This is a genomic window from Bartonella pachyuromydis (assembly GCF_039543065.1).
In the GTDB taxonomy this organism is placed as follows: domain Bacteria; phylum Pseudomonadota; class Alphaproteobacteria; order Rhizobiales; family Rhizobiaceae; genus Bartonella; species Bartonella pachyuromydis.
Window position 1 is genome coordinate 41,190 of the sequence record NZ_BAABJA010000003.1, and the last position, 13,501, is coordinate 54,690.

Annotated in this window: 12 protein-coding genes; 2 read left to right on the plus strand and 10 right to left on the minus strand. The window is 37.8% G+C overall.

All coding sequences use genetic code 11. From position 1 onward, the window contains the following. Nucleotides 1-14: 14 nt before the first annotated feature. The 8 genes from bamA to ABD917_RS03240 form a co-directional block, all read right to left on the minus strand. Complete coding sequence (bamA, locus tag ABD917_RS03205; protein WP_345118663.1) at nt 15-2,411, minus strand: outer membrane protein assembly factor BamA; 2,397 nt, start codon at nt 2,409-2,411, stop codon at nt 15-17. Between the two features lie 207 nt (nt 2,412-2,618). Further along, nucleotides 2,619-3,761, minus strand: a complete 1,143-nt coding sequence (gene rseP, locus ABD917_RS03210; protein WP_345118664.1) for an RIP metalloprotease RseP — start codon at nt 3,759-3,761, stop codon at nt 2,619-2,621. 20 nt (nt 3,762-3,781) lie between these two features. Further along, on the minus strand, nt 3,782-4,591 hold the full coding sequence (locus ABD917_RS03215; protein ID WP_345118665.1) for a phosphatidate cytidylyltransferase: 810 nt from the start codon (nt 4,589-4,591) through the stop codon (nt 3,782-3,784). A gap of 537 nt (nt 4,592-5,128) precedes the next feature. Then, nucleotides 5,129-5,689, minus strand: a complete 561-nt coding sequence (gene frr, locus ABD917_RS03220; RefSeq protein WP_345118666.1) for a ribosome recycling factor — start codon at nt 5,687-5,689, stop codon at nt 5,129-5,131. Nucleotides 5,690-5,726: 37 nt separating this feature from the next. Further along, nucleotides 5,727-6,446: a UMP kinase gene (gene pyrH / locus ABD917_RS03225; RefSeq protein ID WP_345118667.1), complete on the minus strand. Its 720-nt coding sequence runs from the start codon at nt 6,444-6,446 to the stop codon at nt 5,727-5,729. 151 nt (nt 6,447-6,597) lie between these two features. Then, nucleotides 6,598-7,521 carry a translation elongation factor Ts gene (gene tsf, locus ABD917_RS03230; protein ID WP_345118668.1) on the minus strand — a complete coding sequence of 308 codons (924 nt, stop codon included), beginning with the start codon at nt 7,519-7,521 and terminating at the stop codon, nt 6,598-6,600. A 106-nt stretch (nt 7,522-7,627) separates the two neighbouring features. Then, nucleotides 7,628-8,401: a 30S ribosomal protein S2 gene (rpsB, locus tag ABD917_RS03235; RefSeq protein WP_345118669.1), complete on the minus strand. Its 774-nt coding sequence runs from the start codon at nt 8,399-8,401 to the stop codon at nt 7,628-7,630. A 157-nt stretch (nt 8,402-8,558) separates the two neighbouring features. Continuing rightward, nucleotides 8,559-9,383, minus strand: a complete 825-nt coding sequence (locus tag ABD917_RS03240; protein ID WP_345118670.1) for a cell envelope integrity EipB family protein — start codon at nt 9,381-9,383, stop codon at nt 8,559-8,561. 145 nt (nt 9,384-9,528) lie between these two features. Here ABD917_RS03240 and ABD917_RS03245 point away from each other — a divergent pair, with 145 nt between their 5' ends. Next, a complete protein-coding gene (locus tag ABD917_RS03245) occupies nt 9,529-9,990 on the plus strand; it encodes a RidA family protein (protein ID WP_345118671.1) in 462 nt (153 codons plus the stop codon). Nucleotides 9,991-10,116: 126 nt separating this feature from the next. Then, on the plus strand, nt 10,117-10,539 hold the full coding sequence (locus ABD917_RS03250) for an HIT family protein (protein WP_345118672.1): 423 nt from the start codon (nt 10,117-10,119) through the stop codon (nt 10,537-10,539). 7 nt (nt 10,540-10,546) lie between these two features. Here ABD917_RS03250 and clpA read toward each other — a convergent pair whose 3' ends face one another. Both clpA and clpS read right to left on the minus strand, forming a co-directional pair. After that, nucleotides 10,547-12,898 carry an ATP-dependent Clp protease ATP-binding subunit ClpA gene (clpA, locus tag ABD917_RS03255; protein ID WP_345118673.1) on the minus strand — a complete coding sequence of 784 codons (2,352 nt, stop codon included), beginning with the start codon at nt 12,896-12,898 and terminating at the stop codon, nt 10,547-10,549. Between the two features lie 6 nt (nt 12,899-12,904). Continuing rightward, nucleotides 12,905-13,276, minus strand: a complete 372-nt coding sequence (clpS, locus tag ABD917_RS03260) for an ATP-dependent Clp protease adapter ClpS (RefSeq protein WP_345118793.1) — start codon at nt 13,274-13,276, stop codon at nt 12,905-12,907. Nucleotides 13,277-13,501 lie beyond the last annotated feature (225 nt).

The following is a 13,501-nucleotide window of genomic DNA, read 5'->3' on the forward strand; positions in this document are numbered from 1 at the left end:
AAAGAAAATTTAAATCAGAATTTCGTAGAAATACCAAAGTTCAACTTCTGCAAACGGTCCCCCTCCTGTTTCTTTATTGGCCAAGCATAATCAAAACGCAAAGGACCAAACGGCGAATCCCACATCAAACTCACACCCGCAGACGAACGCCAAGCGCTTTTCGTATTGGTAACAGGGGTTTCACCTTCAAAAACAGGTCGATAATTATTTCCATAGAGTGTTGCAACATCTGCGAATAAAGCACCACGCAACCCTAACCCTTCGGGAACAATAGGTATAGGGAACTGCACTTCAGCAGTCGCATTCATATATGTCGTTCCTCCTAAGAAATAGACCTCACCTTTATTAGAAATCTGACGTGGACCTATTCCATTATATTTGAATCCTCGAAGCATATCAGAATTTACCTTAAACATATCGAAGATACGAACACCATCTTTGCCTACTTCGTGAATATAGCCCCCGCCAAAGGAAAACAAACCGACAAAATCCATCTGTTCAGACAATGTCTTGTACATCATTGCTTTACCAGTTGTCTTTAAGAATTTCGCACTTCCGCCAAGCCCCGCATACTCTTGAAGAACACGTACATACCATCCATCATGAGGATTTTTCATATCATCAATCGTATTATAGGTAAAACCATAACTAATTGATGACCTTTTCCAAGGGCTTTGTTTTGCTGCTTGAACAATCGCACCAGAATACTTCCCATATAATTCTTTTATGTCAGATTCTTTATTTAAGTCATAATCTTTACCAAAATCATATTCTTCCTGAACATAAGAATAAGCCAAATTAGCAGATAATTGATCATTAATGGGTACAGAAAATCGAAGTGATCCACCAGTCTGTCGCACATCATATGCCTTATCAGCACGATAAGTACTACGGAAAATATCAACACCTGCAGACAAACGATATCCCAAAAAATAAGGATCAACAAACGACAAATTGTAATTACGGGATTTTTCTTGCCCAGCACCTAAACTCAAACGAACATACTGACCTCGTCCTCCCAGATTACGTTCAGTAACAGATACTTCAAGAGACATACCAGGACTTGTCCCACCCGTTGTGTATCCACCAGACAAAGAAAGATCTCCTGTTGGAGATTCAACAACATCTATCACTAAAGTAACCTGATCAGACTGATCTGTAGGAACCATTGAAATATTAACGGCTTTAAAAAATCCTAAATTTTCTAAACGACGTTTTGCTCGCTGTACTAAAGTTTGATTGTAAGCATCACCCTCATTCAAATCAATCTCACGACGAATGACATAATCACGTGTCTTGTCATTACCGCGTATTTCAATACGTTGGATATAAGCGCGTTGTCCCTGTTCAATGTTATATAAAATTGAAATTGTATGATTTGCTAAATTACGATTCCCTCGTGGTTCAACTCTAGCAAAAGCATATCCCGAATCAGCTGCCTTATTATTGATAATTGCAACGGACTGTTCAATGTCCTCTGCACTGTAAATATCACCAGGCCGCGTTTTAAGAAGCCCCTTTACAGTTTGAACATCAATCCCATCAATATCACTTTCAATTTGAATATCACTAATTCGATAGCGTACCCCCTCATCAAGAACGAAATAAATTTTATATGTATTACTTGCTTGATCAAAAGTTGCTTGAGAAGAAATAACACGAAAATCAGCATAGCCATGATTATAATAAAAACGACGAAGCGCTTCTTCATCAACAGCTAAACGTTCTTCACTATAAATATCCCCTCCCGATAACGCTGAGAATATTCCCGAAGACTTTGTTGAAATCACATCACGCAAACGGCGACTTCCAAAAGCATTATTTCCCTTAAAAACAATATCTCCAATCTTCGTTTTTCGGCCTTCAACAACATTAAATACCACATTTACACGCCCTTTTCCCAAATTAATGGTTTGAACTGTAACAGTGATGTTATTACGACCAACCGTTTTATAAGCCTCACGAATTGTATTAATATCTGTTGAAAGCTTAGCAGAGCTGAAAGGCTCATTCGGCTTTAAAGAAATAAATCGTTTAAGATCATGATCCTTAAGAGATTTATTCCCCTGAAACAAAACTTGATTAACGATTTCATATTCCTTGACAAACACAACCAGTCTATCACTAACCTGATTTATTTTCACATCATAAAATAAACCTAATCCAAAAAGACGCTTCACCGCAGCATCAATATCACCACTAGAAAAACTTTGCCCAGCTTTAATACCTATATTATCCCGAACGGCCTGTGCACTTACAAGCTTATTCCCACGAACCTCAATAGAACGAACCACTGATGCCTGTACTTCTTCAACCATCGCAATTGACATAAAGGCTGCTGCTGGAGCAATCATTCTCATACCTAATACCAACACAGATGCTGCATTTAAAAACTTTGAATTCGTACTCATTGGTTTTTTTACCTTACTCTTATTCCCTAGACCTGATGCCTTAAAAAGCAAACTGCCATAATAACTCTTTTTTCACAGCGAGACTTTATTATCCCTTAATTACTGATTATAGTAAACAATGCCACAATATTTTGCGGACATGGTAAACAACCTTTAATTTAATTTTCCCATTATTACTCAATTTATGAAATGTTTTCCATAATTTAATTAGCTAAACCAACAAAAATAATCATTAAAGATCGCAAAAGTCATAAAGAGAAGGAGAACAAAAAAACCTAAGCGAAAAATAATCTCTTGAATTTTAACAGATACCGGCTTTCTTATAATGACCTCAAATACGTTAAACACCAAATGTCCACCATCGAGTGGCGGAAGAGGAAAAAGATTAACAAGTCCAACACTTATCGAAAGAAAAGCTGCAAAATTCAATAACGAAACAAAACCTGTTTCACTTACTTTCCAAGCAATTTTAACAATCCTTGAAGGTCCACTTATTGCGCAATGATCTTCTTTTCCTCCTATTAAACGATTTATAAAAAAAAATGTTTTGGTAACAATAAATGCGGTACGTTCCATTGATTTTGTTACAGCTTGTACAAAACCATAACGAATATATTTTATATAATTTGGATCTAAACGTGTAGGATTATCAGGATCAATAGGAACGCCTACGCCTATCATACTACTTTGAGTCTTGTTACCAAATCCATCATTTTGTTCGATCACTTTTGGTGTAATCACCGTCGTAAATACGCGTCCTATGCGCTCTATTTTAAATTTTATAGGATCTTTACCATGTGAAGTTACATAGCTCATTAAATCTTCAAAACTTTTAACTTTCCGGCCATCCATTTCAACAAAACGATCGCCTAATCTTAAATCTGCCTGAAAAGCGGGAGAATCTTTTACCAAAGAGCCAACAACCGGCTCAACGGTAACGCGACCATGAAGAAAGAAAAAAAATGTTAAAATAACAATAGCAAAAAGGAAATTGAATAAAGGACCAGCAAAAATCGTGAGAGCTCTTTTCCAAGCATGCGCACAAGCCAATGAACCTTCAACAGTTGGAGAGGACTGAAATAATGATGCATTCTCTCCATCCCCAACAAATTTCACATAGCCTCCCAAGGGAATAAGCGCCAAACGCCACTGTGTACCACATTTGTCTGTATAGCCTAATATTTGGGGGCCAAATCCAAGCGAAAAAGCAGACGCCTTGATCCCACACCACCGACCAATAAGATAATGCCCCATTTCGTGCACAAAAATGATTATCATAATGACAAAAAAAATAGCAAAACCTCTTAAAAGAAAGTCGCCCACGGTGAAGATATGATTTAAAAGTTCCAAAATATCCCCTCCTCATTAAATCATATAAAAAGATTAAAAGGTGTATCCATATCAGATATAAATGAACCAATTAAATAAAGAAGAACAGAAGCTCCTATCAAGCCATCCATACGGTCCATAAACCCACCGTGCCCAGGTAATAAAGAACTGGAATCTTTAACAGAAAAGTGTCTTTTGAGCCATGACTGCCCTAAATCACTCAATTGGGAAAAGATGGATAAAATAAGAACAAGGAACGGCACAAAAAAAGCTGTTAAATTTACATCAAAAAAACGAAAAGCAACCAATATACCGCCAGAAAATCCAACAAACGTACCACCAATTGCTCCAGCCCATGTTTTATTAGGAGAAAATCTAGGAGCTAATTTAGGGCCACCCAATATACGTCCGCTAAAATATCCGGCAATATCTGTTCCCCATACTATCGTAAACAAAAAAATAACAACTTGAAACCCTAACGCTTCATGGCCCCGTAAAAAGGACAAAGCCACAACTGGAAAAGATGCATATAAAAATCCCCCCAAAACCCAACCACTGTTTTTGATAGGCCCAATAGCTAACACTGCTGCCAAAATTATCAGAACACAAAAAAGCAAGGAAGCTGATACATTCAAGAGCAAAAAAGAGCCAAAAATCAAATAAAAAATACTCGCTAATATTTTTTGTGAACTCCGCCATTTCTCCTTAGTGATACTAATCCATTCATAAAGAATAAAACCACCAATAACCCATACAAACAAAAAAAAGAGAATGCCTCCAAACCACGTTAAATATAAAGTAATAAGGCCAAAAACAAAAGCAGTCAGAATACGATAAACAAGATTAGACAAAACAACATCCAAATAATAAAAATAAAAAAGACAAATTCAAAAATTGGCATATGAAAAAACTTTGCCATACTGCGTGTTTATATTCATAGCTTTTTACTTTTGTACAATTTATCACAAACGACTTAGTATACCAAGACGGTACTTATAAGATTAATACTCAATAAAAATAGTGCCAAAGAACCAAGTTTCAGGACAACCCTTTAAAATGTGCTTTCAAAAATGACAGCCAACCTTAAAAAGGAAAAAGCTACGACTATGTGCGTCAATTCTTATGTAGGTCTGATATTTTTTTGCATAAAAGCATTTTTCTATCAAACTTCCAGCATCTAAAAACAAATCGTTTCAAACAACGATTCTTGCTGATAGCACAACATTTTTCATAACGGAAAACAATAGCCAGTTAAGGCATCATCCTTTGTGCGATCTCTCTCCCAAAAACTCCCATACCCTGTATAAATAGCTTACAGGACTTCATTTTCTTGCCTATAAAAGATGTTACACGATACGAATAAATATTTTTAAAATGAAAAAAGCGTCTTAAACGTGCATAATTTCAGCTTCTTTAACAGCTAAAATTTTATCAATATCAGCAATTGTCTCATCTGTTAGTTTCTGAACTTTCTCAGACCAACCATGCGCTTCATCTTGACCAATCTCACCATCTTTTTCTAATTTTTTTAAATTATCCATACCATCTCGGCGAACATGGCGGGTAGCAACACGTGCTTGTTCTGCATATTGATGTGCAATTTTTACAAGCTCTTTACGACGCTCTTCATTTAATTCAGGTAAAGGAACACGTAAATTCACGCCATCAGTAATAGGATTTAACCCCAGTCCAGAATCACGAATAGCACGCTCCACAGCCCCTACCATTGATTTATCCCATACAGAGACTGAAAGCATCCGCGGTTCTGGAACAGAAATATTAGCAACCTGATTTATATGTACCACAGAACCATAAGCCTCAACTGTTAATGGCTCTAATAAACTGGTAGAAGCGCGTCCAGTTCGCAAACCGCCTAACTCATGTTTAAAAGCGGAAATAGCACCATCCATGCGACGTTTCAGATCATCCATAATCGATGTAACATTCATATTTCTGTCTCCTTCAATTATGCTTTTAAGCTTACTCTTATTCCGATACTATTGTAAACCGCCCTGTTCCATTTAACACCTTAGCTAAACCACCCTTTTCATGAATAGAGTACACGATAATCGGTACATTGTTCTCGCGAGCTAAAGTAACAGCTGTTGTATCCATAACAGACAAACCCCATTGTAAAATCTCAACATGTGTCAACTGATTAAAACGCTTAGCTGTAGGATCTATCTTTGGATCTGCAGAATAAATACCATCTACTTGTGTTCCTTTTAAAAGAACATCTGCACCAATTTCCGCTGCACGTAAAGTTGCAGCAGAATCAGTGGTAAAAAACGGATTGCCCGTACCGCCAGCAAAAATAACAACTTTTCCTTGATTCATATAACCTACTGCTTTACGTTGTGAAAAACTTTCACAAATCTGTGGCATAGCGATTGCCGACAATACAACCGTTTCAACCCCTAATTTTGTCAATGATGTTCGTAAAGCTAAAGAATTAATAGCCGTTGCAAGCATTCCCATGTGATCACCCGTCACACGATCCCCACCGTGTGAAGCAACAGCGACTCCACGGAAAATATTTCCTCCACCTATGACAATAGCAACCTCCACCCCCATGGCTCGCACTTCAGCAACATCAGCAGCAATACGATCTGCCACAGAAACATCAATTCCAAAGCTCTGCCCTCCCATAAGAGCTTCACCAGAAACCTTTAAAAGGATACGCTTATATTTTGGCACTAATGTCATTAACAATCTCCCCAAAAGCACATTTATTTTTGCTTTCGACACACTAAGGGCACCACTTTATTATGTGACGCCCTCTCCATAACTACATTTTTTACATCAGTGTTTATAATCAATGTTATGATTTTAAACCTCTAACACTCACCTTAAATAGCTAACCCTTTGCAGCGGCGGCAACTTCTGCAGCAAAATCAGTTTCCTCTTTTTCTATACCTTCTCCTAGCACAAAACGAACAAAGCCTGTTATTTTTGCTGATGCACCAATTGATTTTTCAGCATCTTTTAAAGCTGCTTCAACCGTCATATCAGGATTCATAACAAAAGCCTGAGAAAGTAAAACAACCTCTTCAAAAAACTTACGCATACGCCCTTCCACCATTTTTTCAATAATATTTTCAGGTTTTCCAGATTGACGTGCTTGATCTGAAAAAATCGCTTTTTCACGTTCAATAGCACTCGCATCAACATCTCCAGCTGTTAGCGCTAACGGATTAGCCGCAGCAATATGCATGGCAACTTGGCGCCCAAAGGCAGTAGCAGCCTCCTTATTCCCTGTAGTCTCAATAGCAACCAAAACACCAAGTTTGCCAAGACCATCAGCAACACTGTTATGTATATAAGTAGCAACTACACCATTCTCAACAGAGAGTTTAGCAGAACGTCGAAATGTCATATTCTCGCCAATGGTACCAATCGCATCTTTGATTGTATTTTCCACAGTCTTCTCAGAATTAGGGTAAAGAGATGCAGAAACAGAACCAACTCCTCCCTGTACATCCAAAGCAGCCGTTGCCACATTGCGCACTATGTCTTGAAAGACATCATTGCGTGCTACGAAATCTGTTTCAGAATTAATTTCAACCAAAACTGCACTTGAACCTCTTGATGCAATTCCAATCAATCCCTCAGCAGCCGTACGACCAGCTTTTTTATCTGCTTTTGCTATTCCTTTCTTACGAAGCCAATCAACCGCGGCCTCCATATCACCATTGGTCTCTGCAAGCGCTGCCTTACAATCCATCATACCAGCGCCTGATATTTCCCGAAGTTCTTTCACTTGTGCAGCAGTAATGCTCATATTTTCCTCTTTATCTTGTAACAATGAAAGCGTGCAAAAAGAAAACTCTACGCACGCTTATAACTTCTTCTTAGAAAAACAAACACCTTTAACAGGTATTTTAATACTACTCGGAAACTGGAACCTCATTTTCCAAAACGGATTCCACAGGTGCATCAGCTTGAGCTCCCAAATCAACACCCATTGCCCCTTGTTGGCGAGCAATACCATCAAGAGCCGCACGAGCAAAAAGATCACAATAAAGAGAAATTGCACGCGATGCATCATCATTACCCGGAATCGGATATGTAACATTATCAGGATCGCAGTTGGTATCAATAATAGCAATAACAGGGATACCTAAACGTTTTGCTTCTTGGAGCGCGATATTTTCCTTATTTGTATCGATAACGAATATAAGATCTGGAACAGATCCCATATCTTTAATACCGCCAAGTGCACGATTCAGTTTCTCACGATCACGTTCAAGATTTAAACGTTCTTTTTTGGTAAAACCCTGTGCTTCAGCAGCGAGAATTTTATCTAGCTTACGTAAACGGTGTATCGAATGGGAAATCGTTTTCCAGTTTGTGAGCATACCGCCAAGCCAACGTGCATTAACATAATACTGAGCTGAACGATTCGCAGCATCGGCAATAATCTCAGATGCCTGCCTCTTAGTGCCAACAAAAAGAATGCGGCCACCACGCGCGACTGTATCTGAAACAAGTTTAAGTGCTTGATGCAAGAGAGGAACAGTCTGAGCAAGATCAATAATATGAATATTATTACGCTGACCGTAAATATAGGGAGTCATCTTTGGATTCCAGCGGTGTGTCTGGTGACCAAAGTGAACACCTGCTTCCAAAAGCTGGTGCATAGTAAAATCTGGTAGTGCCATAATTTATCCTTTCCGGTTTAACCTCCGCGGAAAAAGTAGGTAGATCCTACTACCGGCGGACGCTTGCTTTTCTTTCTAGCAAACACCCAAAATCCGCGTGTGGAATAGTGTAAACATACTAATATTTAATTCTTTTTCAAGTCATTTCTACAATTCTTTAATGTTCACATTGATTAAAGTCTTTTCCAGTCTCGAGAAATTCCAGACTGTTCAACTTAGCACGTACCGCAAACGTCCCATAATCCATACGAAGGTCACGCATAACACCATTTTCATATAAGAAAAAACTGGTACGATAGACTGGCAAACCATCTTTTTTTTCCATATCATCAAAATAAGAAATTGTAATAGGCCAAGAGTCTTCTTCATCCAACTTTCCCATTTTCTTTGTTTCAGCATCAGAGTGCGGAAGTGTCTTTTCTCCAATAACGATACTCTCTTTAATAATTTTGTCTGCTTTATCGGTTCCATCAAATACAGTAACATTGTAAAAGTGTTTTCCAGCCTTTGCATTACGGATAATATTCTTTAGTTGCATAACTGGAAATTCAGCAGCTGCAAGTTTGTATTCTTTTTCCTTTGGCTTTTTTAATTTCACTATAATACCATCTTGGACCCGTTCAGCTACCCCTTCGGCGCGATGTACAACCTCTTGCCCAACTTGATCTATAACACTAAAATGAAATGTCCGACTATCAGCCGTTTCATAACTTGTCGTCTGTTGATCCGTTAAACGCACCGGCATATCTTCAATATGAGTACGGCTAATAAAACGAAAACGTGTATTATATCCCTGACATGCTGATCCCGTTAGCTCGTAAACCATTCTCCCCGTCATCCCCGAAATTGTCATTTCATGAGAAACACTATCAAGCTGAAAATCATAAATCGCTCGATGAGGTGCAATAAAAACGGATTCTTCAGCTCTCGTAGTACATAAAAGAAAAACATATAAAATTATTACAAATAACGATCTGATCATTCCCGACATCCAATTCTATCCCCATTGCATAACATCATACAATAAGGCAAAAAAGGTTTGCTTCTCAATTAACCACACATTTCCTTAAATCGAAAAATAGTTTATGCAATAGATATATTTGTTAGAAAGCTAAGGAGTTTTAATCATGACGAATGCTATTGAAGTCCATCTTAAAAAATTAGGGATTACCCTTCCCCAAGCAGCCCACCCCATTGCCAATTACGTAACCTCCTTACAGAGCGGCAACCAACTTTTTATTTCTGGTCAACTCCCTCTTATTGATGGAAAACCAATAGCAATAGGTAAAGTTGGTACAACCGTTAGTGCAGAACAAGCAACAAAAGCAGCGGAAGTTTGTGCACTTAACATTCTTGCACAAATAAAAGCAACTCTCGGTGACTTAAAAAGAATAAAACGCGTGATAAAAATCACCGTTTTTGTTGCTGTAGATCCTTATTTTACCGATATTCCTCTTATCGCTAATGGAGCTTCTGATTTACTCGTTAATATTCTCGGTAAATCTGGAAAACACGCCCGTTCTGCTATTGGGGTCGCTTCTCTTCCTATGAACGTTCCAGTAGAAGTTGAAGCTATCATAGAAATCTAAATCTTTATCGATGCAACATATTTATATCACGCCCTAAAACTTCTTTTTCTAACACTCCAGCAATATTTGCATTCTTTAGTCTTGAAATTAAAGTTCTAAACAAAAAGCATAAAAGGAGAGATTAATATGAAACAAATTTATGATGAGAATAATATTTTCGCTAAATTGATTCGCAATGAAATTCCTTCTGTTCGTGTCTATGAAGATGATGATGTCATTGCATTTATGGATATCATGCCACAAGCTCCGGGTCATACACTGGTTATTCCCCGAAAGGGCTCTAGAAACTTACTGGATGCAGACACTGAAACATTGTTTCCAGTTATTAAAGCGGTACAAAAAATTGCCAATGCTGTCAAAAAAGCTTTTCAAGCAGATGGCATAACAATCATGCAATTTAATGAAGCCGCGAGCCAACAGACTGTTTATCATCTTCATTTCCATATTATACCGCGTATGGAAGGAATAGAACTTATCTCCCATAATAATGTTATTACACCTACAGAAATACTTGAAGAAAACGCAAAAAAAATTCGCGACGCCCTTTAAAGAATTCTTAAACTGTTGAGCTCTTTTTCTTCACACGTTTTTTAGTAAAACGCGTTGTTTTGTTGTTCTTTTCAGCAATAGACATATCAGAAGAAGAAATTTTTAACTGCAACTTCTCTTTTTCTCCGTCCGATTTTTGTGTCAAGACACGCACCATGCCACCATTACGCAATTTTCCAAATAAAATTTCGTCAGCTAATGGCTTCTTAACATATTCTTGTATAACTCGACTCAATGGGCGTGCCCCCATCTGAGAATCGTATCCTTTATTGGCAAGCCAAATCATTGCAGGAGGACTTAATTCAAAACAAATGCCTCGCTCAGCTAATTGTGCTTCAAGCTGAAAAATAAATTTTTGCACAATCTGATTGATAATTAACTGAGATAAAGGAGCAAATGGAATAATCGCATCTAACCGGTTACGAAATTCCGGCGTAAAAAATCGATTAATTGCTTCAATATCATCACCATCACGGTGCACTTTGCCAAATCCAATAGCTGATTTTGCCATATCTGAGGCTCCGGCATTGGTTGTCATAATTAAAATGATATTACGGAAATCAATTTTTTTGCCATTATGATCTGTTAATTTACCATAATCCATGACCTGCAATAAAATATTAAACAATTCTGAATGCGCTTTTTCAATCTCATCAAGTAATAAAACGGCATGAGGATTTTGATCAACAGAATCTGTAAGAAGCCCCCCTTGATCAAATCCTATATAACCTGGAGGAGCACCAATTAAGCGTGCTACTGTATGCCGTTCCATATATTCCGACATATCAAAACGTAACAGCTCAACACCTAAAGAAGATGCAAGTTGTTTTGCAACTTCAGTTTTTCCAACCCCCGTTGGTCCTGAAAATAAATAATTGCCTATTGGTTTGTCTGGCTCGCGTAATCCTGCTCGCGCTAATTTAATTGATGACACTAATGCGGAAATCGCTTGGTCTTGCCCATAAACAACTTGTTTAATTTCTCTTTCAAGTTTGCTAAGTATTTTCTGATCATCGCGAGAAACTGTTTTGGGAGGAATTCTGGCCATAGTAGCAACAGTTGCTTCAATTTCCTTAACGCCTATACTCTTCTTCCGTTGTTTTTGTGGTAAAAGCTTTTGTGCCGCTCCGCTTTCATCAATCACGTCGATTGCTTTATCTGGTAGTCGACGCTCAATCATATAACGTGAAGATAATTCTACGGATGCCTTCATTGCCTGATCCGTATATTTGATCTGATGAAAATCTTCAAAATAAGGCTTTAACCCTTGTAAAATCTTAATTGTATCGGCAATAGAAGGCTCGTTAATATCAATCTTCTGAAAACGGCGTTCTAAGGCACGATCTTGCTCAAAAATTTTGCGATATTCTCTATATGTCGTCGAACCAATACAGCGAATAATTCCCGAAGATAAAGCAGGCTTCAAAAGATTTGCTGCATCCATATTTCCACCCAATGTAGCCCCTGCTCCAATTAAGGTGTGGATTTCATCAATAAATAAAACAGCATCTGGATATTGCTCAAATTCTTTAATAACTTGTTTTAAGCGTTCTTCAAAATCGCCACGATAGCGTGTACCAGCAACAAGCCCTCCCATATCAAGGGAAAATATTGTTGTTTTTGATAAAACTTCAGGAACTTGTTTATCAACAATGCGTTTTGCCAACCCTTCAATTATAGCAGTTTTTCCTACCCCAGGATCACCAACCAAAAGGGGATTGTTTTTTGATCTTCTACATAAAATCTGAATCATGCGTGAGATTTCTATCTCGCGACCGATTAATAAATCAATTTTTCCACTGCGTGCTTTACAATTAAGATCAACACAATAATTTGTCAGTGCACTCGTTCCCTTTTCATCACTGTCTGAAATTTGCTGATCTAATTGCTCCTCCAGCCCCTCAAGTAACATGGACAGCCCCTCATCCCGTGTGATGCCATGTGAGATAAAACGCACGGCATCATAGCGTGTCATTCCCATTTCTTGAAGGAAATATGCCGCATGACTTTCACGTTCAGAAAAAATTGCCACAAGAACATTTGCTCCCGATACTTCGTCTTTTCCTGCTGATTGAGCATGAATCACAGCACGTTGGATAACACGCTGGAAAAATGTTGTTGGTTTTGTGTCTTCATCTGATCTAATTTGTACATCCAATTCTGACTGGATATAATTGGTTAAGCGCTCTCGTAACTCTTCTACATCTACCTGACACGCCTGAATAACTGAGTTGGCATCGGTATCATCAAGCAGAGCGAGCAGAAGATGCTCTAATGTTGCATATTCATGCCGTGCTTGTGTAGCAATTGTTAATGCGCGATGCAAAACCTCTTCAAGACTAGGTGTAAAAGATGGCATAATCCCTCACTTTCGCTCCATTACACACTGTAATGGGTGCTCATTTTGACGCGCACACTCCCTAACTTGTATTACTTTCATCTCAGCCACTTCATAACTATAAGTCCCGCATTCTCCTGCCCCATTCTGATGAACATTTAACATAATATGCGTCGCTTCTTCGAAGTTTTTTTTAAAAAAATTCTCTAAAATAAAAACAACGAAATCCATAGGAGTATAATCATCATTAAGTAAAAATACACGGTATAATCTAGGTTTTTGAAGCTTTGCTCTCATCTTTGGCAAAATAACGGCAGCCTCTTTGCTTGCATCCCAATTCTTGCCTTTTTCATTTTGCATAATACATGCTATAGAATTCATTGCTAGCTTCTGTACCATTATTGTTTTCCGTGGAGCATATTTTTTAATTTTAAGTTCTTTCATAACTATTGCAATAGCTGTTTGTGTAAAGAAGAAAATTTTCCTTTATGGTTATGAGATTTAAGCCAAATATGAAAATTTCCAAAATAATTTTTGTAAATAAATTAGTAATACCATTCGTCTAAAATGTACCAGTAAGCTGTAAAAAGGAGTTTTACAGATTTTTTAGCGTAAATGGAGAAA

Coding starts and splice junctions, on each gene's coding strand:
- bamA (WP_345118663.1), bottom strand. CDS start 2,411: ATGAGTACGAATTCAAAGTTTTTAAATGCAGCATCTGTGTTGGTATTA.
- frr (WP_345118666.1), bottom strand. CDS start 5,689: ATGAATGTTACATCGATTATGGATGATCTGAAACGTCGCATGGATGGT.
- pyrH (WP_345118667.1), bottom strand. CDS start 6,446: ATGACATTAGTGCCAAAATATAAGCGTATCCTTTTAAAGGTTTCTGGT.
- tsf (WP_345118668.1), bottom strand. CDS start 7,521: ATGAGCATTACTGCTGCACAAGTGAAAGAACTTCGGGAAATATCAGGC.
- rpsB (WP_345118669.1), bottom strand. CDS start 8,401: ATGGCACTACCAGATTTTACTATGCACCAGCTTTTGGAAGCAGGTGTT.
- ABD917_RS03240 (WP_345118670.1), bottom strand. CDS start 9,383: ATGATCAGATCGTTATTTGTAATAATTTTATATGTTTTTCTTTTATGT.
- ABD917_RS03245 (WP_345118671.1), top strand. CDS start 9,529: ATGACGAATGCTATTGAAGTCCATCTTAAAAAATTAGGGATTACCCTT.
- ABD917_RS03250 (WP_345118672.1), top strand. CDS start 10,117: ATGAAACAAATTTATGATGAGAATAATATTTTCGCTAAATTGATTCGC.
- clpA (WP_345118673.1), bottom strand. CDS start 12,898: ATGCCATCTTTTACACCTAGTCTTGAAGAGGTTTTGCATCGCGCATTA.
- clpS (WP_345118793.1), bottom strand. CDS start 13,276: ATGGTACAGAAGCTAGCAATGAATTCTATAGCATGTATTATGCAAAAT.